Origin of the sequence: Bifidobacterium vansinderenii (assembly GCF_002234915.1) — a bacterium.
Classification (GTDB): Bacteria; Actinomycetota; Actinomycetes; order Actinomycetales; family Bifidobacteriaceae; genus Galliscardovia; species Galliscardovia vansinderenii.
Genome location: NZ_NEWD01000005.1, coordinates 20,875 through 46,616, shown reverse-complemented (window position 1 = coordinate 46,616; position 25,742 = coordinate 20,875). Strand labels below are relative to the sequence as shown.

16 protein-coding genes are annotated in these 25,742 nt (G+C 65.1%); 11 read left to right on the top strand and 5 right to left on the bottom strand.

The genetic code is table 11. The features are described 5' to 3' along the window. Positions 1 to 11: 11 nt before the first annotated feature. The 3 genes from rpiA to Tam10B_RS02870 all read right to left on the bottom strand — a co-directional run bounded on the left by rpiA (position 12) and on the right by Tam10B_RS02870 (position 3,559). Positions 12 to 710 carry a ribose-5-phosphate isomerase RpiA gene (gene rpiA, locus Tam10B_RS02880; RefSeq protein ID WP_093959767.1) on the bottom strand — a complete coding sequence of 233 codons (699 nt, stop codon included), beginning with the start codon at positions 708 to 710 and terminating at the stop codon, positions 12 to 14. Positions 711 to 901: 191 nt separating this feature from the next. Then, positions 902 to 2,164 (bottom strand): ribonuclease H family protein, encoded by a 1,263-nt coding sequence (locus tag Tam10B_RS02875; RefSeq protein ID WP_093959766.1) that lies wholly within the window; start codon positions 2,162 to 2,164, stop codon positions 902 to 904. Between the two features lie 441 nt (positions 2,165 to 2,605). Next, positions 2,606 to 3,559 (bottom strand): hypothetical protein, encoded by a 954-nt coding sequence (locus tag Tam10B_RS02870; protein ID WP_143248513.1) that lies wholly within the window; start codon positions 3,557 to 3,559, stop codon positions 2,606 to 2,608. Positions 3,560 to 4,641: 1,082 nt separating this feature from the next. Between Tam10B_RS02870 and Tam10B_RS02865 the strand changes: the two genes are divergently transcribed. From Tam10B_RS02865 to Tam10B_RS02840, 6 genes are all read left to right on the top strand, one after another. Then, the gene (locus tag Tam10B_RS02865) at positions 4,642 to 7,821 is read left to right on the top strand and encodes a fibronectin type III domain-containing protein (protein WP_093959764.1); all 3,180 of its coding nucleotides are present in this window, start codon (positions 4,642 to 4,644) and stop codon (positions 7,819 to 7,821) included. Between the two features lie 239 nt (positions 7,822 to 8,060). Next, on the top strand, positions 8,061 to 9,281 hold the full coding sequence (locus tag Tam10B_RS02860) for a heme/hemin ABC transporter substrate-binding protein (protein WP_198947509.1): 1,221 nt from the start codon (positions 8,061 to 8,063) through the stop codon (positions 9,279 to 9,281). Continuing rightward, positions 9,278 to 10,396 carry a FecCD family ABC transporter permease gene (locus Tam10B_RS02855; RefSeq protein WP_093959763.1) on the top strand — a complete coding sequence of 373 codons (1,119 nt, stop codon included), beginning with the start codon at positions 9,278 to 9,280 and terminating at the stop codon, positions 10,394 to 10,396. The genes Tam10B_RS02860 and Tam10B_RS02855 overlap by 4 nt, the downstream gene beginning before the upstream one ends. Then, positions 10,393 to 11,325 carry a heme ABC transporter ATP-binding protein gene (locus Tam10B_RS02850; protein WP_198947508.1) on the top strand — a complete coding sequence of 311 codons (933 nt, stop codon included), beginning with the start codon at positions 10,393 to 10,395 and terminating at the stop codon, positions 11,323 to 11,325. The genes Tam10B_RS02855 and Tam10B_RS02850 overlap by 4 nt, the downstream gene beginning before the upstream one ends. A 25-nt stretch (positions 11,326 to 11,350) precedes the next feature. Then, positions 11,351 to 12,634 carry a hypothetical protein gene (locus Tam10B_RS02845; RefSeq protein WP_143248512.1) on the top strand — a complete coding sequence of 428 codons (1,284 nt, stop codon included), beginning with the start codon at positions 11,351 to 11,353 and terminating at the stop codon, positions 12,632 to 12,634. Beyond that, positions 12,634 to 15,177: a hypothetical protein gene (locus Tam10B_RS02840; protein ID WP_093959761.1), complete on the top strand. Its 2,544-nt coding sequence runs from the start codon at positions 12,634 to 12,636 to the stop codon at positions 15,175 to 15,177. Before Tam10B_RS02845 ends, Tam10B_RS02840 begins: the two co-directional genes overlap by 1 nt. A gap of 259 nt (positions 15,178 to 15,436) precedes the next feature. Here the strand turns inward: Tam10B_RS02840 and pgm are convergent, their stop codons facing one another. Beyond that, positions 15,437 to 17,113 carry a phosphoglucomutase (alpha-D-glucose-1,6-bisphosphate-dependent) gene (gene pgm, locus Tam10B_RS02835; RefSeq protein WP_093959760.1) on the bottom strand — a complete coding sequence of 559 codons (1,677 nt, stop codon included), beginning with the start codon at positions 17,111 to 17,113 and terminating at the stop codon, positions 15,437 to 15,439. 225 nt (positions 17,114 to 17,338) lie between these two features. Between pgm and Tam10B_RS02830 the strand changes: the two genes are divergently transcribed. The 4 genes from Tam10B_RS02830 to Tam10B_RS02815 all read left to right on the top strand — a co-directional run bounded on the left by Tam10B_RS02830 (position 17,339) and on the right by Tam10B_RS02815 (position 22,890). Continuing rightward, the gene (locus tag Tam10B_RS02830; protein WP_093959795.1) at positions 17,339 to 19,630 is read left to right on the top strand and encodes a glucose PTS transporter subunit IIA; all 2,292 of its coding nucleotides are present in this window, start codon (positions 17,339 to 17,341) and stop codon (positions 19,628 to 19,630) included. A gap of 41 nt (positions 19,631 to 19,671) precedes the next feature. After that, positions 19,672 to 20,511, top strand: a complete 840-nt coding sequence (locus Tam10B_RS02825; RefSeq protein WP_093959759.1) for a PRD domain-containing protein — start codon at positions 19,672 to 19,674, stop codon at positions 20,509 to 20,511. A gap of 113 nt (positions 20,512 to 20,624) precedes the next feature. Beyond that, positions 20,625 to 20,897: an HPr family phosphocarrier protein gene (locus Tam10B_RS02820; RefSeq protein ID WP_093959758.1), complete on the top strand. Its 273-nt coding sequence runs from the start codon at positions 20,625 to 20,627 to the stop codon at positions 20,895 to 20,897. Positions 20,898 to 21,102: 205 nt separating this feature from the next. Next, a complete protein-coding gene (locus Tam10B_RS02815) occupies positions 21,103 to 22,890 on the top strand; it encodes a putative PEP-binding protein (protein ID WP_158214111.1) in 1,788 nt (595 codons plus the stop codon). A 64-nt stretch (positions 22,891 to 22,954) separates the two neighbouring features. Here the strand turns inward: Tam10B_RS02815 and Tam10B_RS02810 are convergent, their stop codons facing one another. Continuing rightward, entirely contained in the window at positions 22,955 to 24,193 is a 1,239-nt protein-coding gene (locus Tam10B_RS02810; protein ID WP_093959756.1) for a diacylglycerol/lipid kinase family protein, read from the bottom strand. Between the two features lie 139 nt (positions 24,194 to 24,332). Here Tam10B_RS02810 and serS point away from each other — a divergent pair, with 139 nt between their 5' ends. Further along, a complete protein-coding gene (serS, locus tag Tam10B_RS02805; protein WP_093959755.1) occupies positions 24,333 to 25,619 on the top strand; it encodes a serine--tRNA ligase in 1,287 nt (428 codons plus the stop codon). Positions 25,620 to 25,742: the final 123 nt, after the last annotated feature.

Sequence of the window (25,742 nt, the reverse complement as noted above, 5' to 3'; positions counted from 1 at the left end):
TGGTCAGTGGATCACTTGTTGCCGTTGGTCATCACGCGCGGGCCGTTCGGATCGCCGACGATCACGGTGTCGACCATGTTGAGGAACAGGCCGTGCTCCACCACGCCCACGGTGTTGATCAGATCCTCGGCCAGATCCTGCGGGTGATCGATGCGCTCGAGGTGCAGGTCGACGATGAAGTTGTTCTCATCGGTGCGCACCTCCTTGCCGTCGGCGTCCAGACGCAGCACCGGCTTGTAGCCCTTGGCCTCGAACTTCTTGACCACGTGGCCGGCGCCGAACGGGATCACCTCGACGGGCAGCGGGAACTTGCCGATGGTGTCGACCACTTTGGACTCGTCCACGATCCACACGATCTTGTTGGAGTTGATGGCCACGATCTTCTCCCACAGCAGGGCGGCGCCGCCACCCTTGATGCCGTTGAAGTTCTTGTCCACCTCGTCGGCGCCGTCGATCGTCACGTCGATGTGGTCCACATCGTCCACGTCCACGATCTTGATGCCGTAGCTCTCGGCCTGCTCCTGCGTACGACGGGAGGTGGTCACGCCGGTGAACTTCAGGCCCTCCTCCTGCACGCGACGGCCGAGCTCGTCAACGAGGAAGCGCACGGTGGAACCGGTGCCCAGACCCGCGATCATGCCATCCTCAACGAGCTTGGCGGCCTCGATGCCCGCCGCCTTCTTCAGTGCGTCCTGCTGTGCCTTGTCCATGTCTTCTCCTTCGCGATATGTGCGTCTGAGCGATCGGTTTTGAACGTTCTATGTGTTCTCTGCCCAGTCTAGGCGGCCGCGTGGAATTTCGGGGGATGACGTGGACGGTATAGGCGGAACGTCGGGGCGTCGGTTAGTGCCGGCGGTTGGCACTCCGGTGGTTGGCGGAGGCTGACGGAGGGGATGCCGGCTCAGCGGTGCGGCATGATCGTCACGTCGCCGTCGAGCTGCATGTAGCCGTCGGCGTCCACGGTGCCGGTGAACGTGATTGTGCCGCTGATCGTGATCGTGCCGCCGGAGAACGACGGACTGCTCGACGGTGGCGGCGTGATACGCACTCGGCCCGACGCGTGCAGTCCAGTACCGGTCGCGCGATGCGGCTGCTGCTGGGTCGGCGCTGCCGTCTGATGAACGGCGGTCATCGTTCGCATGTCGTGGGAATTATCCCCCAGAGTGGTCGCCATCGAAGTCGCTTCCGTTGTTGCAGTGACTCGCGCCGCGTGAGCGGTGCCGTCGTCCGTCCCGCCGATCCGTCCGCTTTCCATGCTGACGTTCACCGTGGCATTCGACGTATTCGTCGAATCAGTCGACATTGCCGTGGCACTCGACTCGGTTGCCGACGAACCCGACGAAAAGTCGGCCAGTTCCGGCACTCCCTCTCTGCCGGCGAGACGCTGTGCCAGCGAATCCGCGTCGCGTTCGCGCTCGCCGGTCTTCCCGTCGGAACTGCGTCGATCGGTATCGGACATCGTCTTCCTGGTCTTCCCGGATGTCGTCGCGGACCGCGCGCCGACGGACGTTGCGCCGGATTCGTCTCCACCGGTCACGCCGCCGGTATCCTCGCCGTGACCGAGGTGGTACTCCGCCGCCGTGATCTGCCCGTCCATGAGCATCTGCGCGTCGGCCGGCACATCCGTGCCCTTGGAATACTCCGACGCCAGCAGCGACTCCCAACCCTCGCGGGGCAGGTACCCGTCGCGTACGCCGGACCGGCAGTCCTCCGCGTACGTGCGCGCCAACTCGTCCACCTTCTCGTTGCCGGCGTTGCCCGCATGGCCCTTCACCCACACGAACTTCACCGAACCGGGACGCTTGGAGATCTCCACGTCGATCGCCTTGATCACGGCCGCGTTCTTCACCGGCTTCTTCTGCGAATTCCTCCAGCCGTTGCGCTTCCAGCCGTGCACCCACTTAGTGGAACAGTTGATCGCGTACTGCGAATCCGTCTCGATCACCAGCGGCTCCTCGCCGGGGTGCGCGCGCAACGCCTCAAGCACCGCGCACAGCTCGCCGATCTGGTTCGTGCCGTTCGTGGCGCCGCCCGCATCGCAGTCGCCGCCGTGCTCGTGTCCGGGTCGGCCGCCCGCATGTGCCTCGTGGTCGGCCCACGCCCATCCCATCGGTCCATTCGGATTGCCCAGCGCGCTGCCGTCTGTAGAAACCGTAATCGTCATGCGTTCCACCCTACCGTCTGCCATTCTCGAAACGGGCTCATCGAGTTATGGAACGAGGGCGGTCTTTTCGTCCATCGGTTGGGAGTGTAATCATGAGTAACGGTCGATTCCGTTGCCATGCGCGAACGTATCGTAATCAAGGATTGGCTTTGGATTACGTTCCGCTGCGGGTCTGCAACGGAACGTAATCATGCTGCAGGTTTCGATTACGTTCCGTACCATGATACTGACCAAACGTAATCGTAGCGTTTCCTCCGATTACGTTACGGTGCTGGTCGGTCACGGAACGTAACGGGATCGGTGCTTTCGGTTACGTTCCGTCGCGATCGGGAAATGTATCGTACGCATATGCTGAGTGTTTCGTGAGGATACGAACGTGATTGGCGCACGGGATCCGGTATTGACACTCTTTGCGCAGCGCATGAGAGGTTCAGGTGACGTTCATTGCCGCTTTGGTACGCCCGCCTGCAGCAGCTTGCGTTCCAATCGTTCCGGATGGGTGAGATCCTCGAACTCGAACCGGACGATCGTGGTCACGCCCTGCGATTTCAGCTGATCCTCGCGCTCGCGTTCGGCGTGCACCTTCGCCTGGATGCTGCTGCGTTTCGTGTCGGTCATCACGTACTTGCCCATGCCGTCGAACTCCGCCACGATGATGACGCCGCCGGGCAGCTCCCATGTGAAATCCGCGCGCAGCGGTGCGCTTGGATTCGCGGGATTCGCGAACGGTCTCTGCAGTCGCGGCACGACGAACCCCAGCTGGATGATCGTCGCGCGGGCGAACGACTCACCGCCGTTCTCGCTCAACGGATCCGTGTACGTGCAGAGTGCCGTGACGTTCGCGCTGTCGATGCCAAGCGTGCGGCAACGATCGGGAAGACCCACTATCGACACCCCCTTGCGCGCCGCGGAATCGAACATCGGCAGCGCGTCGGCGAAGGGGAACAGCGTCGCGCAATCGATGAGCGTGCGATGGATATCGGTGACGGGGATTGACGACGTTCGTGTGTGATTGACGTTGCGCATGTATATGCGCTTCAGCTGACGGGATTGATGCGGTGACGGCGAATATGCGCTGGCGATGCAGATGATCATGCTGTGATGGAGGGCGTAGGAATGATCAAGATCGTATGCGCATGCGGCGGTGAGTCCGGCGAATATCCAGTTGGGGTGCATGAGGGACAGTGCTCGTGCGATGTGCAGGTGTCGTTGTATTGGCGTCAGAGTGTTCCAATACTCGACCCGTGCATAGAGGTTACGGTACGGGGAAATCAAAAGTGCTGCCTGTGTTCGCCGACGGAGGGCTTTGCGTTGCAAGTCGGTGGTGCCGATGGCGCAGCGCTGCCCGTGCTCGGCTTCGTTGAGGAGCTGTTCGGTAGATGCATGTGTTCTCATGTGCAAACGCTAAGGCGATATGGTGATGGGTGGCAAGGGCTGGGGGACAATGTGGTCGAACGTGGCCGAGCCGTTGTGTTTGTTGCTCATCCGTTGCATGCGTGCGTCGGATAAGCATTGAAATTGTGCGTTAGTGGTCTATTTGCCGCACGTATGCGTCGAATAGGCCCCGAAGAGGGGGATTCGGTGTTTGTGGGACGTATGCATGCGTCACATAAGCACCGAACAGTGAGCTTCGGTGCCTGTTTGACACATGCATGTGGCAGACAGGCCGTAACGATCGAGAACGGATGCGATGCGAGGGAGATTATGAGTGGCGGAATGGGCGAAGGATGAGAGTATACGGATGGAATGGGAACGAATGAGGGTGGGATTGGCTAGCGAGAAGCCCGAAGCGTGTACCGGACAGACGGGCGAGTGACGGAGAAGGCTGTGAATGTGAGGTTTGTCACAGGTATTGATTTTGGAAATGATTCTTGATATCGCGCGCGTGACTACGGAAACCCGTTGAGAAAATCAAGACTTGAGAATGGGAATTTTCTCGTCGTATCGTGCGGGTGTTCTTCACGAACCGCGCCTGTCATACACACATTGAGCAGTCGAGGCGACGGTCGTGGAACATGCAGTGTTGGAATATCCCGCAGGATCGTCATGATCATCGCGGTCGACCGAGCCGACGGCACCAGCCGGCGACTGAACCGACGCTTGGACCAGCGGATCGTGCCCCACGACGGCGCGAACCGATGGCCGAAACGAAAAAACACGAAGTCGGTGACGGCCGACGACGGGTCGATGGTTGATGCATGCCGGGATCGTCCTGTCGGAGCGCTGACGCCGATGCCCGCCCGACATGGAACACCTCGGATCTGCCGTGCGACCACGATTCGTGGATTTCACAGACGTGGAAGCGTGGCTCCGAATGTCTCATGTCAATCATCGGACGACGGACATCAGGTCTTATCTGACGGTCGGGGATCACCGATCCATGACCGGAAACGACGGATGCACGTCGTCGCAATGACACCATTGCGACGATGCCGACGCTTCGCAAGCGGGCACTGGGGAATGAGAAAGGAACACCAGTGTTCTTCAACAGCAGGAAACGAGCCGCGGCGCTCGCCTCCGTGGTCGCAGCGGCCACGATGGGCGCCGGACTGATCGTACCGGTGGCGTCCGCCGCCGACGCGACCGCCAAGACCACCAGCGACGCCACGCTGAGCTGGAGCCTGAGCAAGATCGCCAGCGGCGGCGCATGGGCCGGCGGCTGCAATTTCATCTCCGCCGGCGAGGCCGGCGACACGGGCAAGGCGATGACCGCGTGGACCGCCGACAATCCGAAGCCCGGCTTCCGGGCCACGGACGGCAACGTGAGCATCACGTACCCCGACGCTAAGGGCGACCTGACCGTGACCCCGACCTGGGACACCAAGTGCCTCACCGCCAGTGGCGCCGCGGCTCAGCCGTATATGGGCGGCAGCGGAACCTCCACCGGCGCCACCGTGAACTTCAGCAAGGGCACCGGCACCATCGACGCCTCCTCCAACACCGCGGACATCACGTGGAAGGGCTCCTTCACCGTGGCGTTCTACGGCGGCATGACCTACTGGTTCGCCGCCGACCCGGAGCTGAAGGTGAACGCCGACGGCACCGCCACCCTCACCGCCGACCTTTCCGGCTACGGAACCGACCGCAGTGGCGGCACCTGGAGCAAGCTGCCCGTGGCCGAAAACCAGACCATCGCCGAGCTGAAGAACGTGAAGGTGACCGACACCGGCTTCACCGTCACCCCCGAATACGATTCCATCAAGACCACCGAAGCCCCCGACGGCGGCTCCTGGCCGCAGGACTTCGTGACCTTCCAGGACAAGACCGGTCAGGCCTCCTACTGGTACAACAGCGGCTCCTCCGACGCTAACGCCAAGGCCAAGGCCCCGACTCCGATCACCGTGGCCTACACCACCAAGACCGCCGAGGACCCGAGCAAGGTGGGCAACGTCGGCACGCTGTCCGCCGACCCGACCGTCATCGACCCGACCAAGGACCAGCAGATCACCGTGACCGGTAAGGGATACACCGGTTCCGGCGCCGCCTACGGCACCTACGTGGTGATCGCCGACAAGTCCGTGTGGGAGCCGGGCAAGGTCCCGACCGACCAGAGCGCCTTCGCCATCCAGAAGTGGGTGCGCCCCGCCAATGATCCGAAGGACGGCTACGCCAACCTCGACAAGAACGGCAACTGGACCCAGACGCTCGACATCCCCGCCAACACGCTCGACCCGAACAAGGAGTACGTGGTCGGTACGTTCGCCGCGCACATGCTGTCCGTGACCAACCGCAACCTCGACCACGCCGTGGCCCTGACCCTCAAGGCCGCCGAACCCGAGGCCACCGCGCCCGCCGCACCGGCCAAGCCGACCGCGACCGTGGCCGGCACCATGGCCGACCCGTACCAGGTGAAGGTTGAGTGGAAGGCACCGTCCGACGGCGGTTCCGCGATCACCGGCTACACCGTGACCCTCACCCCGTCCACCGGTGATCAGATCACGCAGGACGTGGCCGCCGACGCCACCTCCGCCACATTCGGTAAGCTCACCGCGCCGGCCGTGTCGTACACCGCCAGCGTGGTCGCCAAGAACGAGGTCGGCACGTCGGCCGCATCCCCGTCCTCCGACGCCGTGACACCGAACGCCGACCCGACCTCCACCCCGGCCATCACCGTGACGCCGACCACCAACATCGACCCGTCCAAGGAGACCACCTTCACCGTGAAGGGCACCGGCTTCACCGGCGGCGCCGCGTTCTACGGCGCCTACGTGGTGGTCGCCGACACCGACGTGTGGAACGCCGGACAGAACCCGTCCAGCGCCAAGGACTTCGTCAAGGCCGCCTGGATCAAGGCCGCCGACATCAAGAACGGCGAATTCACCACCACCGTGACGATCCCCGCCGACACGTTCCAGTACGGCAAGAACTACGTGGTGGGCACCACCGCCGCGCACGGACTGTCGCTGACCGACCGTCGTCTCGACACCGCTAAGCCCATCGCGCTCAAGGCCCAGGCCCAGGTTCCGGACGCTCCGGCCAAGCCGACCGCATCCGTGCCGGCCGCCGGATCGGTGAAGGTGGAATGGAAGGTGCCGTCCGACGGCGGTTCCGCGATCACCGGCTACACCGTGACCCTCACCCCGTCCACCGGCGCCCCGATCACGCGTGACGTGGCCGCCGACGCCACCTCCGCCACGTTCGACGGCCTGACCGCCAAGGGCGTCTCCTACACGGCAACCGTCGTAGCGAAGAACGAAGCCGGCACGTCGGCCCCGTCCGTCGCCTCCGCCGCCGTGACCCCCACCGAGGCCACCAAGCCGTCCGCCCCGCAGAACGTGACCGTGAAGCAGGGTGCCGTCCACGAGCTGCTCGTCAGCTGGGAGAAGCCCGAGGACAACGGCGGTTCCGCGATCACCGGCTACACCGTGACCCTCACCCCGAAGGACGCCTCCGCCGCCAAGGTCAAGGCCTCCGCCCTGACCGCCGACGTGGACGCCAACACGTTCCAGCACGCCTTCTCCAAGCTGGATCCGGCCACTGAATACACCGCGTCCGTGACCGCCAAGAACGCCAAGGGCACCAGCGCCGCCGGACAGTCCGACGCCGCCGTGGCCCCCGCGCCGATCGCCCCGAAGCTGACGTTCGCCGACGCCGACGGCAAGGCCATCACCGAGCTCAAGCTCGACGTGGACGGCAAGGCGACCGTCAACGCCGTGATCGCCGGCGAGAACACCGACGACGTGACCGTCGCATGGGAGTCCTCCGACGCCGCCGTGGCCAAGGTGACTGCCGCCAAGTCCGGCGACAAGGCCACCGTGACCGCACTCAAGTCCGGCGCTGTGACCGTGACCATTAAGGCCACCATCGACGACACCGCAGTGTCCGCCTCGATGCCGGTGACTGTGGCCGCCCCGAACACCGACGGCGACAACGATAGCAACGGCAACGGCTCTGCCGACAACGGCAACGGATCGACTGGTACCACCAACGGCAACTCCGGTTCGACCGGATCCACGTCAGCGAACAACGGCACGGGCTCGTCCACCTCGACGAACACCAATGCCGCGAACGGCGCGAACACCAACAACACAGCCAAGAAGACCGCCACGCTGAGCAAGACCGGCTCCGCCGTGCTGGGCGTGTTCGGCGCCGCCGTCGTGCTCGTCGCTGGCGCGGGCATCGCGCTCGCCGCTCGCCGCCGCATGAGCCGCGACTGACGCCTAGGCAGTGCTCCCTCCATGGGAGGGAGCTGGCCGCCGCAGGCGGACTGAGGGAGGGATGCAGGAGCACCTGGTTTCAGGTGCTGGATCCCTCCCTCTGTCACGACGGGCGTCGTGACATCTCCCTCCCTTGGAGGGAGAACGTCCGAACTATTCCGTCACGACAGTCGCTATGACATCCCCTCCAAGGGAGGGAGCACTACAAACGCATGCTCTGAGGAAGAGGAATCCAATCCATGAACATCGGACATATGAGCCGCGATCTTCGCCGTGGCGCCCGTGCGCTGCTGGCGTCGGTGATCGCAGTCGCATGCCTGCTGTCCGTGGCGGGCTGCGCCAACATCGGCACCATCAGCGAGGCAAGTCTCGACTCATGCACCGTGCCGGACGCATCCACCGAACCGAACCCGCCGGAACTGCCCGACGTCACCGCGGCAAAACTCAGCAACCCCCGCACCATCGAAGGACCGACCACCGCGTACACCAGGTCGGATCAGATCATCCCCGTCAGCAACGCGCCCTTCGAACGGCAGACGCTACCCGTCACCGTCACCAGTGCCGACGGCCCTGAACAGACCGTCACCGACACCACGCGAATCCTCGCGCTCAACCAGAACGGCGGTCTCGCCGCCGCGGTCTACGCGCTCGGCTTTGGCTGCAACCTCGTCGGCCGCGACACCGCCACCGGCTCGTCCGGCATGGACAAGCTGCCCAAGGTGACCGCCAACGGCATGGATCTCAACGCCGAGGCGATCATGGCGTTGTCGCCCACCGTCATCATCACCGACACGAGCATCGGACCGTACGACGTGCAGCTGCAGCTGCGCCAGTCCGGCGTCCCCGTCGTGTTCATCCCGCTCGTCAGCGATCAGGGCGTCAAGGGCGTCGGCACGCAGATCCAGGCCGTGGCCGACGCGCTCGGCGTGAGCGAACTCGGCAAACAACTCGTCGAACGCACGAACAGCGAAATCGACCAGACCATCGAGGCAATCAACGAACGATTCGTACCCAAGGACACCGATCGCAGACCACGCATCGTGTTCCTCTACGTGCGCGGCACGTCGATCTACTACTGGTTCGGCGAAGGCTCGGGCGCAGACTCGCTCATCCAGTCGATCGGCGGCGTGGACGTGGCCAAGGAGGTCGGATTCGCCGGCATGTCCCCGACCAACGCCGAAGCCCTGATCAAGGCCGCGCCAGACGTGATCCTCGCCATGACGCTCGGCGTGGAATCGGCCGGCGGCGTGGACGGCATGCTCGATCTGCCTGGAATCAAGGAGACCCCCGCCGGCGAGCACCGACGGGTGGTGGACATGAGCGACTACGAAATCATGAGCTTCGGACCGCAGACCGCGCAGGTGCTCGCCGCGCTCGCCACCGCCGTGTACGCACCGGACCTCGCGTACCAGCCCTCGGACACCCAGAACGAGACCCCGAATCAGGAGGATGCGCAATGAGCGCAGCAACGACACAACGCCCGCAGCGGGCCGATCACATACGAACCAACGCCGCAAACCTCGGCCTCGCCGCCGAACCGCGCATGGGTCGAACCGCCGTCACGTTCCTCGTCATGACGGTGGCATTGATCGTCATGATCGTCGTCTCCGCATCACTCGGCCAGCTCATCATCCCCTTCGACCAGGTGATCGGATCGGTGCTCAACCGCATCGGCATCCACTGGCTCGACGGACCGTCCCGCGCGTTCGGCAACGAGGCATTGTGGAACGTGCGGTTCCCGCGCATCGCCATGGCCGTTGTCGTCGGCGCGGCACTCGGCGTGGCCGGTGCGGTGATGCAGGGCGTGTTCGGCAATCCGCTGGCCGAACCGGGTACCGTCGGCGTATCGTCGGGCGCGGCCGTGGGCGCCAGCTGCTCGATCCTCATGGGCTGGACGTTTCTCGGATCGTTCACCACGCCGTTCCTCGCGTTCGTCTGCGGACTGGGCACCACGGTGGCCGTGTATCTGCTGGCCCGTCGCGGCGGCCGTACCGAGATCGTCACGCTGATCCTCACCGGCGTGGCCGTGAACGCCATCGCCGGCGCACTCATCGCGTTCTTCACGTTCGCCGCGCCGACCAGCGCGCGCGACCAGATCGTGTTCTGGCAGATGGGCTCGTTCAACGGCAGCCGCTGGCAGCAGGTGGCGCTCGTGGCACCCATGTGCGTGATCGGCATGATCATCGTGCAGACGCTGGCCCGCCGACTCGACCTGCTGTCGTTGGGCGAACGCCCCGCCCGTCACCTCGGCGTGAACGTGGAACGACTGCGGTTCATCGCCATGCTGGCCGTGGCGTTGCTCGTGTCGTCGGCCGTGGCGTTCGCCGGCATCATCTCGTTCGTCGGACTCGTGGTGCCGCACCTGCTGCGCATGATCCTCGGACCGGGGTATCGCACGCTGCTGCCCGCGTCCGCGCTGGGCGGTGCGCTCCTGCTGACGATCGCCGACTTCGCCGCGCGCACGACCATCGCGTTCGCCGACCTGCCGATCGGCATGCTCACGTCGTTGGTCGGCGGACCGTTCTTCTTCTGGCTGCTGCGACGCAGCCGCTCCAAGTCGGGAGGCTGGGCATGACCATGACTCTTTCACTGCCGTGGCGCACGGATCATCTTGCGCCCGATATGCCCAAACCGGGCGACTGCGTACTCGAACTGTCGAACGTGAGCGTGAGCATCGGCGAGCGCGCCGTGCTTCGGGGCGTGGCCCTTGACGTGCGTGCCGGCGAACTGCTGGCGCTCGTCGGCCCGAACGGCGCCGGGAAATCGACGCTGCTCAACGCCATCACCGGGGACGTGCCGCTCACCGACGGCGAGATCTCCCTGTTCGGCAAGCCCGCCGGCGTATGGGATTCCACGGAGCTGGCCATGCGCCGATCGGTGCTGCTGCAGTCCGTGGACGTGACGTTCCCGTTCTCCGTGCGAGACATCGTGCGCATGGGCCGCGCTCCGTGGGAGGGCACTGCGCAGGAGATGAACGACGACGTGATCGTTGACGACGCCATGGCCACGACCGAGGTGACGGCGCTTGCCGACCGCGTGTACGCGTCGCTGTCCGGCGGCGAGCGCGGTCGTGCCGCGTTCTCCCGCGTGCTGGCCCAGACCGCACCGATCCTGCTGCTGGACGAGCCGACCGCGGCCATGGATGTGAAGCATCAGGAGATGCTGATGCGTGTGGGTCGCGAGTATGCGGCTGCCGGCTGCGCGGTGGTGGTGATCGTGCACGCTCTGGATGCGGCTGCCGCGTGGGCGGATCGTGTGGCGCTGCTGGAGCGCGGCCGGCTGCGCGCGCTGGGCACGCCGGAGGAGGTGCTGACCCCGCAGCTGCTCAGCGACGTGTACCAGTGCCCGATCGACGTGCTGCGGCATCCGGACGGCGGGCTGATCATCGTGCCAGGGCGACCGGTGGTGGCGCGCAACGTGTATGGCCGATGCAGCGTTGGCGTGGGTGATGGCGTGGGCGCTGAAGCCGACGTTGCGAATGGCTCGAGCGATGGTGTGAGTTAGGAGATCGATGAAGGTGACGAGGACGATGAGGCAGAAGGCGCCCGCCCGTCTGGCGGCGATGATGGTCGCCATGCTGGTCGCATTGGCCGCGCTGGCGACGGTCGGAACGGTGGGTTCGGTTCCCGTGCGGGCGGCCGGCGCCACGGTGTCGGTTTCGGTGCAGGGCGGCACGCTGAACCCGGACGCCGCGACCACGGTGGACCTGTCGGGTAGCGGATTCCAGTCGGTGCAGGGCGGGTTTGGCGGCATCTACGTGCTGTTCGGATGGGTCAGCGATCCGAACGGGGATTCATGGAAGCCGTCAAAGGGCGGCGTGACCGGCGAGACCTACCGGTACGTGCCCGACGACGAGAACAATCCGACGGGGTACGACGTGTTCGTCGCGTTCCCGGGCGATCCCACGGCGTCGGCGGCCAACGGCGGGCAGATCGCGTCCGACGGCACGTGGCGCGCAACGATCACGGTGCCCGGCGCGAAATTCACCAGCGTCGACCGGTCGAACAATCCGGTGAGCGTCGACTGCACGGCTGTGCAGTGCGGCATCATCACGATCGGCGCGCACGGCGTGGCCAACGCCACCAACGAGACATTCACGCCGATGACGTTTGGTTCATCATCGGCGCAGCAGACGAATGACGACCAGGCCACGAATGGTCAGTCCGCGGCCGGCCAGTCCGCCACCGAGACCACGGATGGGTCCGACGCAAACCAGGCCGATCAGTCGGCTGCCGCCGGCACCGGTCAGCAGGATGGCGCGAACACGCAAGATAACGGTACGAACGACACGACGAACGCCGCGGCATCGGCTGCGGACTCCGCAACGACAAGCAGGGGGAACGACATGACGACGAGCATCCCGACCTTGGGCGTGGCCGGCTGGCTGCTGGTGGCCGCAGTGGTCATTCTGGGAATCTCGACCATCGCGCTGGCCGCGGGAATCGGCGGATACCTGGCGGCCAAGGCGCTACTGCTTGGCATCTCGCCGGCGGCGTTGGACCGGGAGGCGGCCCGTCGCGAGCGCAGGGCTGCCACCGTGCGCGCCCGCGAGGAGATCAGGACGGAACGCCACCGGCGGAAGCTGCACGAGCGACTGCTGAAGGAGCGGGCGCGGGCCGACAAGGCGCAGGCTATGGCGGAAGGCCGGCCCGCCGATTTCGAGACCGACGCCGATGCCGAGACGGCCGTCACGGTGAACGGGGAAGGCTCGTCCGTTACCGCCGATGCCCGCCCCTCCATCTTCGTGCCTGGCGGCGGTCTGCGCTCGCGGAATGCCGTGCAGGGCGTCGAAGCCGAGACGGGGGCGGCGTGATGAGTTTGGGACGGACCGTACTGAAGACCATCTGCGCGCTGTCCACGGTCGTGGCGGTGGGCGCCGGATCGGTGGCCGCCATCGCGCCGGCGTTCGCGGCCACGGGAACCAAGGCGAACGGTGCCGATGCCGCCTCGTCCTCCTCCTCGACCGATACCACGGTGACCGACGTCGTGCTCGACTGGGGCGTGAATCCCGAAAGCGGCGGCGGATCGTATGCGGGCGGCTGCAACGCCCTGTCCGCCGGCACCACGGGCAACGCTGGCGGCGCCACGATCTGGACGGCCGACTCCGTCGACACCGACGGCGAGCCGCTGTATCGCACGGTCGATGAGAGCGCGCATGCGCAGATCCTCAAACCCGATGCGAACGGCGACCTGCGGCAGGTGTCCGGGTTCGACACACGATGCACGAACCGCAACGGCACCAGCATCAGCGGCAGAACCGGCGGACTCACCTTCACACCGCAGGGCGCGACCGATGCCGAACCCACGTACTCCGAGAACATCGTGCGACTGACCGGCGGCGAGGGAACGGTGAACGCCGCAGCCGGCACCGCGCACATCGCATGGAAGGACGCGTCGTTCACCATCGTCTACTACGGCGGCATGACCTACTGGTCGATCGCCGACCCCGTGCTCGACATCAAGGACGGCAAGGGAACACTCACCGGCACGGCCACCGGGTACGGCGCCGACCGCAATGATCCGGGCAAATGGTCGACGCTGGAGGTCACCACCATTCATCTGGCCGATTTCACGACCGGAACCGGGAACGGCGACGCCGATCAGATCGTGTTCGGCGACGAACGCATCGACGTACAACCCGACTACCTCGGCGTGGACGTCGGGGAGGGTCAGGCCGATCGGACCGACGCTAACGCGGCATGGTGGGGATCGTTCCCCGAAACATGGGTGGCGTTCAACAAGCTGACCGGACAGACGTCGTACTGGTACACCACTGACGGCGGTTCTGACAGCATTCAGCCGCGCAAGGTGGCGTCGCCCATCAGCATCACGTGGGGGGAGGCCGCGCCCGCGCCCGATACGCCATCGAATCCCGGTGACGGCGACGGTAGCGGCGGCGGATCCGGAGACAATTCCGGCAACGGTGGGAACGGTGGCGGCGATGTTGGCGGGAACGGTTCCGGCAACGGTGACAACACCGGTTCCGGCAACGGTCCTGACAATGGTTCCGGTGGCGATTCCAATTCCGGCAATTCCGGCAACGGTGAGAACGGTGGCGGCGACGCTAGCGGGAACGGCGCCGGCGGTTCCGGAGACGCCGACGGCAACGCCACCGTCACCTATTCGAACGTCACCCTCCGCTGGGGCATGAACGACGAGACGAACTCAGCATCCTACTACGGCGACTGCAACTTCCTCTCTGCGGGCAAGGCGGGCAACACCGGATCCGCCAGGGTCTGGACGAAGGATCTCTACAAGGCCGTGGACGGCAACGTCAGCATTGAAAAGCCGAACTCGTCCGGCCAATGGGTGCGCGCGTCGTGGGACAGCCGATGCCTCACCCGCAGCGGTGATGGCGTTACCATGGGCAAGCGCGCCGACGGCCGATCGATCAACACCGAATCGCAGGTGGTGATCGCCAACGGCTCCGGCGTCATGGCGTCGGACGGTTCCGTCACGATCTCATGGAAGGGATCATGGACGGTCGCCTACTACGGCGGCATGACCTACTGGAGCGTCACCGACCCCACGCTCACGCTCGACGCGAACGGCAACGGCGCGCTCACCGCCACCGCGTCCGGCTACGGATCCTCGATGACCGACTCCGGCAAATGGGTGACGCTGTCGCCGCGCACCATCCACGTGGCCGACATCACGGGCGTGAACCTCAGCCAGGCCGAGTCGGCGCACGGCTTCACTGTCACACCGAACTATCTTGGCGTCGCGGTGACCGCAAGCGGCGACCACGGCGGACAGGCGGCCAAAGACGACGGCAACGCCGCATACTGGGGATCGTTCCCGCAGTCGTTCGTCGACTTCCAGATGGAAACCGGACAGTCCGCCTACTGGTACACGGCAGGTGGCGCGCGCGACTTCGCCAAGGTCACGCTGCCGATGTCCGTGCAGTTCGACGCCTCGTACACGGTGGACGTTCCCGCCGATTCGCCCGCTGCGGCTACGGCCGCCGGCGCGGCGGCATCGTCCGCTTCCGGCTCCTCGTCGTCCACGTCGAGCAGCGGAGGCAGCGGCAGCGGTGCCTCGTCCGCCTCCGCGTCCGGTTCGACCGGGAATAAATCATTGGCATCTGCGAAAAAGACCGATGATCAGCAGAAGAACGACGCTTCCGGCAACGACAATGGCGGCAGTCGTGCCGGCCGTTCCTCCGCATCCGACGACGAGCCCCTGGCCGAGGCCGGCACGGTCACGCTGATCGAGGACAATGCGCGTACCATCGCCGCCGGTTCGGCCGGCGTGGCCGCCGCGACCGCGATGCCGCTGGGATGCGGCTGGCTCATCCGTCGCCGTCTGGGACTCGACCCGTCCGACGCGCTCGACCGTCTGCTCGCCGGACGATGACGGAACGGAAAGGCGGTCTTTCGGATTACGTTCCGTTGACGCCGCGAAACGGTTCGTAACCGAACAACGCTCTTCGATTACGTTTCGTTCTGTTGAGATGACGGAACGTAATCGTATCCGACCGTTCGCGGACTTGACGGTGACGAAACGTGCGCGAATGCATACGAAAGGGGTCTGGCGTCACAGTCGTACTGCGATGCCAGACCCCTTTCGTATTTCGCTTGTATCTCGGTTATCGATTCGACGACCGATTACGCGACTACTCGCTCAGCGCCTTGTCGACCACGGCGCCGGCCTCGTCGAGCACCTTGTCCAGTGCCTCGGGGGAGACGAAGGACTCGGCGTACACCTTGTAGATGTTTTCGGTACCGGACGGGCGGGCGGCGAACCAGTTGTCCTTGGTCGTCACCTTCAGACCGCCGATCTTGGCGCCGTTGCCCGGAGCCTCGGTCAGCTTGGCGGTGATGTCCTCGCCGGCCAGCTGCGTGGCGGTCACGTCGCTGCCGGACAGCGTGGCGAACTTCTGCTTCTGCTCGAGCGTGGTGGGCGTGTCGATGCGCTTGTACCAGCTCTCGCCGAAGCGCTCCACCTGCTCCTGATGCAGCTGGGCCGGGTTCTTGCCGGTCTTGGCGGTGATCTCGGCGGCCAGCAGGTCGGGGATCAGACCGTCCTTGTCGGTGGTCCACACGCGGCCGTCGCGACGCAGGAAGCTCATACCGGAGCTCTCCTCGCCGCCGAACGCCACCTCGCCCTTGAACAGCGGGTCGACGAACCACTTGAAGCCCACCGGCACCTCGACGAGCTTGGCGCCGATGGAGGCGGCCACGCGGTCGATCAGCGAGGAGCTCACCAGCGTCTTGCCGATGCCGGCGCCCTTCGGCCAGTCGGGACGGTTGCCGCCGAACAGGTATTCGACGACTACGGCGATGTAGTGGTTCGGGTTCATCACGCCCCAGTTCGGGCAGACGATGCCGTGACGGTCGGCGTCCGGGTCGGTGCCGCCGACGAGATCGTACTTGTCCCACGCGCCGGCGTTGAGCTCGTCGACCAGACCCTTCATCGCGTACGTGGAGGAGGGGTCCATGCGGATCTTGCCGTCGTGGTCGATGGTCATGAAGCGCCAGGTCGGGTCGACCTCGGGACGCACCACGTCGATCGACAGGCCGAACTTCTCGTTCATGAGCGGCCAGTAGTTCACGGAGGCGCCGCCCAGCGGGTCGATGCCCAGACGCACGCCGCTGTTGCGGATCACGTCGAAGTCGATCACGTTGCCCAGATCGGACACGTAGTGGTCGCGGAAGTCGAAGCGCTCCACCAGATCGGACTTGACGGCCTGCTCGAACGGCACGCGCTTGACGGACTTGTAGTCGCCGAGCAGCTCGTTCGCACGGGCGGCGATCGCGTTGGTGGTCTCGGCCGGAGCCGGGCCGCCGGTCGGCGGATCGTACTTGAAGCCGCCGTCGGTGGGCGGGTTGTGCGACGGGGTGACCACGATGCCGTCGGCCAGATCGTCACCGCTGAAACGCTGGGTGCTGTCGGCCGCGCGGTTGTGCGTCAGGATGGCCTGGGAGACCACGGGGGTGGGGGTGAAGTCGTCGCGCGAATCGATGCGCACGCGCACGCCGTTGGCGACGAGCACCTCGATGGCGGTCTTCCACGCCGGCTCCGACAGGGCGTGCGTGTCACGGCCGATGTACAGCGGTCCGGTGACGCCGTCCTTCTTGCGGAATTCGGCGATCGCCTGTGAGATGGCGACGATATGAGCCTCGTTGAACGAGGTCTTCAGGCTGGAACCACGGTGGCCGGACGTGCCGAACGACACGCGCTGCTCGGGCACCGAGGGGTCGGGGACGAGGTCATAGTACTTGCCGATGACCTCATCGACGTTGATCAGATCTTCTGGGGTGGCGGGAAGTCCCGCATTTTTAGCAACCATGACACCATCTTGCCACACGAAACGGCGCAAACGCGTGCATGAAATGAACAATCCCTGTCGAAACGCCGACGCCGTGTTGACGTTTCGACGACTTTCGCCGGTGTGGGATGGCACAGGTCGGCGTGGGACGGTGCGGCAATCGGCGGAACGGGCTAAGTTTGTGGTGAATCAAAGGCAAGACCGGCGATGCGCAGAGAGAACACCGGCGAGAACGGAGAACGGGCAATGGCGAGCGAACGTGATACGGCGCGGGCGATCATCGCGGCCATCGGGGGAGCGGGCAACGTACGGGGGCTCACGCATTGCGCCACCCGTCTGCGATTCGAGCTCGTCGACGCGTCACGGGTCGATCAGGCGGCGATCGACGCCAATCCCGCGGTTCTGGCCGGATTTCCCCGTCAGGGCGACCGGTACCAGGTGGTCATCGGCGGCGATGTGGAGGATGTCTACCACGCCGTGATGGCGCTGCCCGGCATGGCGGACGAATCCGACGGGGTGCCGGTCGCCGATCGATCCCCCCTCGGCGGCATGGACGTCGGTTCCGCTGCGACCGAATCCACGACCGTGACCACAAACGCAAACGTGGCCGACGCATCCCTTGCCGACACGCCCATACCCACGGCGTTGCGCGAGCGCGGCACACGCTGGCTGGCCTGGTTCTTCGAATACCTGTCCGATTCGTTCCGTCCGATCATCGGCGTGCTGCTCGGCGCGTCGATCGTCATCGCCATCGTCAATCTGGTCGCCGCGTTCGGCGTGCGCACGGCCGATGTCGGATCGCCCGGCTGGATGTTCGTCACCGCGATGTGGAAGGGCGTGTTCTACTTTCTGCCGATCATCGTCGCGTACAACGCGTCGCGCAAACTCAAGGTGGATCCGTGGCTGGGCGCCATGATCATGGCCGCGTTCATGACGCCGCAGTACACGGGGCTCATGGATCTGCCGGTCGCTTCCTGCTCGGTCAACGCCACACTGGGATCGCGCTCGTGCACGGTGCCGGTGTTCGGCCTTCCCATGCTGGTGAGCGACTACAGCGGCAACGTGTTCGTGCCGCTGCTCATGGTATTGGCGCTCGCCGGGCTCTACCACGGTCTGCGTCGTGTGGTGCCGGCGAACATGCGCATGGTGTTCATGCCGTTCCTATGCATGGCGGTGATCACGCCGCTCACCGGATTCGTGATCGGGCCGTTCGGCGTGTGGCTGAGCAACGGCATCTGCACGGCGTTGGCATGGCTGAGCGTGCATGCGCCGTTCGCATTCGCCGTGCTGCTGCCGCTGATCTATCCGTTCCTCGTGCCCGTCGGGTTGCATTGGCCGCTCAACGCGCTCATGCTCATGAACGTGCAGCTGCTCGGCTACGACTTCATTCAGGGGCCGATGGCCGTATGGAATTTCGCGTGCTTCGGGTCCACGGCCGGCGTGCTCATCGTGTCGTTGCGCGAACGCAATGCGGCCATGCGCGCCACGGCGTCGGGCGCGCTGGCGGCCGGTCTGCTTGGCGGTCTGACCGAGCCGAGCCTGTACGGCATTCATCTGCGTTACCGGCTGGTCTATCGCCGTATGCTCGCCGGCTGTGCGGCGGGCGGTGTGGTGATCGGCGTGCTGGGTCTCATGTTCCCGTCGGTCACGCCGTCGGGCGCGGTGGTGCATGTGGTCACCGCCAGCGCGTTCGCGTTCACGTCGCTGCTGACGATTCCGCTGTTCGACCCGATGTGGGTGTACGTGGTTGCGATCGGCGTGGGATTCCTTGTGCCGATGCTGCTGATCGTGGCGCTCGACTACCGCACTCCGGAGGAGCGCGAGCGCATGCGTGCGCGCGGTGCCGCCGGCGTCTCTTCCGTAGGACGTGATGATGACGGCCGCGATGATCACCGTGATGATGGTCGCGATGCCGTTGCTCATAATGACGATGCCGTTGCCGATCCCGGACGGATCGTCGAACCTGCGGATAACATCGAACCTGCGGATGACGTCGAATCCGCTGACTCGGCTGGGACGCCCGAATCCGAATCCGCCGTCACGCTGAACTCGCCGGACGACGACGTCACTTGTATTGGTGCACCCGTTCCCGGTCATACGATCGCGCTCGACGACGTGAACGATCCCGTGTTCGCATCGCGCGCGCTCGGCGAGGGCGTGGGCATCATGCCGGCGGGCGAGCCGGCGGAGGGAACGGAAACCACCGTGGTCGCACCGGTATCGGGTACGCTCAAGACCGTGGCCAAAACCGGTCATGCGTTCGGCATCAAAACCGACGACGGCATTGAAGTGCTGGTGCATATCGGTATTGGTACAGTGAGAATGAATGGCACGGGCTTTGCCATGGCGGTGTCCAAAGGAGAACAGGTGAGTGCGGGTGACGTGTTGGCGACGGTCGACTTCGGTCGCATCGTCAAGGCCGGATGCAGCGCGGTGACGGTGATGACCGTGGCCAACAGTAGCCGGATGACAACGGTTTCGCCCGTGCTCGACGCCATGCTGTCCGCGGGAGAAACGGCGATCAGAGTGGAACGCTGACGACAATGAACGAAACGGTACGAAGGGGAAAGGGAACAGGCATGGAGATTCTTCGCGTATTCAACAACAACGTCGTGCTCGCCAAGGACGACGACGGTGGCGAGGTGATCCTCACCGGCCGTGGCATCGGATTCCAAGGCAAGCCGGGCAAATCGATCGATCCTGCGAGCGTGGTGCGCAAGTTCGTGCCGTCCGACGGCCGTGACCCCGACCATCTTGCGCAGATGCTCACCGATATTCCGCCCGAGACGCTTCGCTCGGTCCTCGAATCGATGAAGGAGGCCGGACTTGACGAGTCCGCGCTCGGCAGCACCACGCTCGTCGTGGCGCTCGCCGATCACGTGGACAACGCCGTGGCCCGCGCCCGCAACGGCGTGCACATCGCCTACCCGCTGATGGGCGAAGTGCGCAACCTGTACCCGAAGGAGTATGCGCAGTCGCAGGCGTTGCTCAAATCGTTGAACAAGCGTCTCGATGGCGTGCTGCCGGACGAGGAGACGACCGCGCTGAGCCTGCATCTGGTGAACGCCGGTTTTTCGTCGGGCGACCTGACATATACGTATACGATGACGGGCGTGATCCAGCAGATGCTGGCGATCATCGAACAGAGCTACGGGGTGACGCTCGATCAGGCGTCGGTGAACGTGGGACGGTTCATTACGCATCTGCGCTACCTGTTCGTACGCATCCACCAGAACCAGCAGCTGGAATCCGAGCCCGATCCGATCGTGGCGGCCATCCGCGACTCCTATCCTGAGGCCATGCAGTGTGCGTCGCGCATCGCGTCGGTGCTGGAGCTACGGCTCGACGCCGACATCACCGAGGACGAGGTGGCGTATCTGGCGTTGCACGTGGCGCGCGTGGCCGGCAAGGCGAAGTGACGGCCATGCCGACTGCGTCATGTCCGGCAGTGTCATGACCTCATGAACTGAAATTGTGTGTTGCCTGTTCGCATCGGTACCTTACGGACGGGTATTGAAAAGAAAGGACCGCTATGCTTTCCCGTTCCGTGACGATCGGCACCCCGCTCGGCCTGCATGCGCGCCCGGCCGCGCTGTTCGCCCAGGCAGTGCTGGAATCCGGATTCGACGTGCACATCGCCACCGCCGATGGTGAGGCCGACGCCGGCAGCGCGCTGGAGATCATGACTCTGAACGTGGATGGCGGCGACACCGTCACGCTGAGCATCCCCGACGATTCCCCGGAAGCCGCCCGCGCGCTGGACTCATTGAGCGCTCTCCTCTCCGGCAACCTCGACGTCGCCTAGCACCCCTTCCCGTTCCCCAATCTCTTCGTGCTCCCTCCCAGGGAGGGAGCTGTCCGCCAACGGCGGACTGAGGGAGGGCTCCCCACTACTCCGAGGGATGTCTTACCCATGCTCCTTTCTTAGGAGGGAGCTGTCCGGCTATCCCGGACTGAGAGAGGGTGCCCATCCCGCATCACCAGATTTCCTCGAAAGGATCCCCATCCCCATGCCATCCTCCACCCCATCCACCTTCCACGGCATCGGCATCTGCCCGGGAACGGTCGCCGGGCCGGCCGTCATCCTCGCCGGACGAATCGGGGGAGACGTCGCCGCGGCCGAACCCGAGCCTCCCTGCGCCGACCCGAACGCGGAAACCGAACGCATCGCGGGCATGATGGCCAACGTCGCACAAGAGTATCGAGATCTCGCAGCGTCGGCCGATTCTGCCGATGCCCGGGCCATGCTCGAGGCGGCGGCATTGCTCGCCGTGGACCGGGGGCTGATCAACGCGGTATCCAAGCGACTGCACATGGGCGATGGTCCGAAGCTCGCCGTCCGCAACGCGGTGGAGGAATATGCGGCGCTGTTCCGCAATCTCGGCGGTCGTCTCGCCGAACGCGTGGCCGATCTGGAAGATATTCGCGACCGTACGCTCGCCGCGATGGAGAAGAGAGCCGTCGGCGAAGGCACGGGAGCGCAAGGCGGCGCCCATGCCATACCGGCACTGTCCGAGCCGTCGGTGATCGTGGCTAGGGAACTGGCACCGGCCGATCTGACGATGCTGCTGGGCACGAACCGCGACATGGTGCTGGGCATCGTCTGCGAAGCGGGCGGCGCCACCTCGCACGCGGCGGTCCTCGCCACACAGGCCGGCATCCCCACCGTCATGCGCGTAACCGGACTATTCGATGCCATGACCGACGATTCGTACGACGATTCACATTCCGCCGGTGGGCGCATGATTGCGTTCAACGGCGAAACCGGCGACGTCGTGCTCGACCCCACCGACCGTGAGATCGCGCTGCTTCGGGAGCAGCCGGACCCCGGTGCGGAATTGGGGTTGGGAGCCGAAACGATCAGCGATCCAGCCGTGCCGGACGATTCGGATTCGGATGCGGGTGCGGCCGGCGTGCCGGGCGCCGCCGTTGCCCAGGGCGGCAGCGTCACCGCAGACACCAACCCTGAAGTCAGGGAGGTCAAGCTTCTGCTCAACCTCAGTGGTTCCGAGGACCTCGCCGCCATGGGCGAAACGATCGCCGAATCCGATGGCGTGGGCTTGCTGCGCACCGAATTCCTGTTCCTCGACCGTGCCGATGCGCCGAGCGTGACGGAACAGGCCGACCTTTATGAACGGGTGCTGCGCGCGTTCCCCGGCAGACGCGTGGTGATCCGCACCCTCGACGCGGGCTCCGACAAGCCTCTCGCGTTCCTGCCGCGGACGGACGGCGACGCGGAGCCGAATCCGGCACTCGGCGTGCGCGGCATTCGCCTGAGCCGGGTATATGAATCGTTGCTTGATGATCAGCTCGCCGCGCTCGCCGAGGCGTTTGATCGCACGTATGGGGATGTCGATTTGTGGGTCATGGCGCCGATGATCGCCACCGTGGAGGAGGCTGAATGGTTCGCCCGCAAGGCCCGTGCGTACGGACTGCCCAACGTGGGCGTGATGATCGAGACCCCCGCGGCCGCGTTGTGTGCGCGGGAGATTCTGGACGTGGTGGATTTCGCGTCGATCGGCACGAACGATCTGACGCAGTACGTGATGGCCGCGGACCGGTGCAACAGCGCCGTTTCTGGCCTGCTCGACCCGGCGAATCCCGCGGTGATGCGGCTGATCGCCATGGTCGGTGCGGCGGTGCGTGAGACCGGCAAGCCTGTAGGAGTGTGCGGCGAGGCCGCGGGGGATCCGCGCATCGCGCCGAAGCTGGTGGAGATGGGCGTGACCTCGCTGTCCGTCGCCCCCGCCCGGCTCTCTGCACTCCGTCGATCGCTGGCACGCCTTTCCGCAGAGTAAATAGGCATTGGCTCCCCTCTTGGAGAGGAGCTGTCGCCAACGGCGACTGAGGGGAGCGAGCGGCTTAATCCTTGGAAGACTGCTGTTCCTGAGCCGCCCGTGACCGATCGTCGTCAGACGCCATTGCCGTCGCTTCCTCGACAAGCTCGGAGTCCCCGGCAGCCGGCACCTTCACCGGCTCCATCACTCCCGTCGCGTCCGGCATGGTCGCCGGCACCTCAGGCACGCGCACGCACAGCGCACGATGCTCCACGGTGAACTCGATCAGCGAGGTCTTGCCGAGAATATCACCGTCCACCTCGGCCAACGCAGGCTTCTCCAAACGGATGCGAGCGCGCACACCCTGCGTCTGATCCACCGACGAATTCGTCGACAACGGATTCTGCTCGGCCTTGCGGGTGATCGTCTGATGCACCACGTCGCCGAACAGGTTCGCCCAGCCGATCAGTCCGCCGGTCGTATCGATGAGTTCGAAGTCGAGGATACCGTCGTCGTACGCGGCCTCCGGCATGAGCGAGAATCCCGGAATCTGACCGCAGTTGCCGGCCATGAACGTGCGGAACGAGATGTTCTTCGACGTCTGCTCCTTGCCGTCCGTGCCGATGATCGTCACGTCGCCGTGATAGCGCGGCGTGAACAGGTTCTTCACGCCGCCGACGAAGTACGCAAGCCAGCTGATGTTCTTCTTCAGCGCCGGATCGGTGTCGTCGATCATCGCCGCGTCAAAGCCGATGCCGGCGATGATCAGGAACGCGTGCTTGCGCTCCGGCTCCTCCGAATCCAGCAACGCCAGACGGCCCATGTCGACCTTGCGCGAACCATGCGACGTGGCCACGGTGAGCGCCGCGTCGACGTCGCCGATCGGAATGCCCATGTTGCGGGCGAAGAGATTGCCGGTGCCGATCGGCACGATGCCGAACGGACGATCCGAACCCGCCACCGCACTCGCCGCCGTGCGCACCGTACCGTCGCCGCCCACGGCGACGATCGCGTCCGCACCGCGTTCCATGGCCTCCCTGGCACAGTCGCGTCCGTCCTTGTCGAGCTGCGTCTCCACGATCATCGGTTCGGCAAGATGATGCGACTCGAAGAACGCGAGGATCTGCCCCTTGACCTCCTCGGCGCCGGGCTTGGACGGGTTGAGAATGAACGCGTAGTGCACGGGCGCCTTGTCACGCTGCACGATGGCCGTCGCCAGCCGGTGCTTGCGGTACGCCTGAACGGCGAGGAAAACGGCGACGCCCACGGCGACCACGGCGATCGCGATGAGCACGATCCAGACTGGAGACAACGATGACAACATACTTTCCATTGTGTTATCCATCCCCTGTTCAAGGGCGCAACGGCTCGCGGATTTCTTCGTTTTCCGCACAAAAACCATCGGAAAAATCAACGAAAGACCGTTGCCGGCAGTGTCTCATGTGGGCGTTAACGTAAGCCATATGCTTGATATTCAATTCATCCGTGAACACGCCGACGTTGTCAAGGAATCGCAGCGCAAGCGTGGCGAATCCGTGGAACTCGTGGACGAGGTGCTGCGCTCCGACGCCGCCCGTCGCGAAGCACTGAAGGAATTCGAGGCCGCCCGCGCCGAGCAGAAGGCCATGGGCAAGAAGGTCGCCTCCGCTCCGGCCGATCAGAAGGCCGCCATCATCGCCGAGACCAAGGAACTGGCCAACAAGGTCTCCGAATACAAGTCCGAAGCCGACAAGGCCGCCGAGGAATACACCACCGCCATGTGGAAGCTGTCCAACGTGGTGGAGCCGGAAGCCCCCGAAGGCGGTGAGGACGACTACGTGGTCGTCAAGAAGATCGGCACCCCGCGCGACTTCGCCGCCGAGGGCTTCGAGCCGAAGAACCACCTCGACCTCGGTGTGGGCGTGGCCGGCATCGACATGCGCCGCGGCGTGAAGGTCTCCGGATCTCGCTTCTACTTCCTGCGCGGAGCCGTGGCCCGCATGGAGATCGCCATGCTCACCATGGCCGTGGACCAGGCTGAGCAGAACGGCTTCATCACCACCATCACCCCGACGCTCGTGCGCCCCGAGATTATGGCCGGCACCGGCTTCCTCAACGCGCACTCCGACGAGATCTACCGTCTGCGCGAGCCCGACGACGACTACCTGGTCGGCACCTCCGAAGTGGCGCTCGCCGGCATGCACGAGAACGAGATCCTGAACCTGGAGAACGGCCCGCTGCGCTACTGCGGCTGGAGCTCCTGCTACCGTCGCGAGGCCGGTGCCGCCGGCAAGGACACCATGGGCATCATCCGCGTGCACCAGTTCAACAAGGTGGAGATGTTCGTCTACTGCAAGCAGGAGGACTCCCGCGCCCAGCACCAGTTCCTTCTCGGCATGGAGCAGGAGATGCTCGGCAAGATGGAACTGCCGTACCGCATCATCGACACCGCCGCCGGCGACCTCGGCTCCTCCGCCGCCCGCAAGTTCGACTGCGAGGCTTGGGTGCCGACGCAGGGCCGCTACCGCGAGCTGACCTCCACCTCGAACTGCACCGAGTACCAGGCCCGCCGCCTCAACATTCGCGAGCGCACCGAGGACGGCTCCACCCGTTCCGTCAGCACGCTCAATGGCACGCTGGCCACCACCCGCTGGCTCGTGGCCATCCTCGAGAACCACCAGCAGAAGGACGGTTCCATCGTGATCCCGACCGCCATGCGTCCGTACATGGGCGGCCGCGAGGTCATCGAGCCCACCACCTGGGAGGCCTGATTCCCTGTACCTTGGCCCCGATCGCGGGCTGTTGAAGCCCCCTCCTTCTTGGAGGGGGCTTTCTGTATTGCGGCCGTGTTTTTCCGAGTCTCCCGAGTCTGCGTCGGGGATTTCCCGGCCGAT

Coding starts and splice junctions, on each gene's coding strand:
- rpiA (WP_093959767.1), bottom strand. CDS start 710: ATGGACAAGGCACAGCAGGACGCACTGAAGAAGGCGGCGGGCATCGAG.
- Tam10B_RS02840 (WP_093959761.1), top strand. CDS start 12,634: ATGAGTTTGGGACGGACCGTACTGAAGACCATCTGCGCGCTGTCCACG.
- Tam10B_RS02855 (WP_093959763.1), top strand. CDS start 9,278: ATGAGCGCAGCAACGACACAACGCCCGCAGCGGGCCGATCACATACGA.
- Tam10B_RS02810 (WP_093959756.1), bottom strand. CDS start 24,193: ATGTTGTCATCGTTGTCTCCAGTCTGGATCGTGCTCATCGCGATCGCC.
- Tam10B_RS02860 (WP_198947509.1), top strand. CDS start 8,061: ATGAACATCGGACATATGAGCCGCGATCTTCGCCGTGGCGCCCGTGCG.
- serS (WP_093959755.1), top strand. CDS start 24,333: ATGCTTGATATTCAATTCATCCGTGAACACGCCGACGTTGTCAAGGAA.
- Tam10B_RS02870 (WP_143248513.1), bottom strand. CDS start 3,559: ATGAGAACACATGCATCTACCGAACAGCTCCTCAACGAAGCCGAGCAC.
- Tam10B_RS02825 (WP_093959759.1), top strand. CDS start 19,672: ATGGAGATTCTTCGCGTATTCAACAACAACGTCGTGCTCGCCAAGGAC.
- Tam10B_RS02830 (WP_093959795.1), top strand. CDS start 17,339: ATGGCGAGCGAACGTGATACGGCGCGGGCGATCATCGCGGCCATCGGG.
- Tam10B_RS02875 (WP_093959766.1), bottom strand. CDS start 2,164: ATGACGATTACGGTTTCTACAGACGGCAGCGCGCTGGGCAATCCGAAT.
- pgm (WP_093959760.1), bottom strand. CDS start 17,113: ATGGTTGCTAAAAATGCGGGACTTCCCGCCACCCCAGAAGATCTGATC.
- Tam10B_RS02850 (WP_198947508.1), top strand. CDS start 10,393: ATGACCATGACTCTTTCACTGCCGTGGCGCACGGATCATCTTGCGCCC.
- Tam10B_RS02815 (WP_158214111.1), top strand. CDS start 21,103: ATGCCATCCTCCACCCCATCCACCTTCCACGGCATCGGCATCTGCCCG.
- Tam10B_RS02845 (WP_143248512.1), top strand. CDS start 11,351: ATGAGGCAGAAGGCGCCCGCCCGTCTGGCGGCGATGATGGTCGCCATG.
- Tam10B_RS02820 (WP_093959758.1), top strand. CDS start 20,625: ATGCTTTCCCGTTCCGTGACGATCGGCACCCCGCTCGGCCTGCATGCG.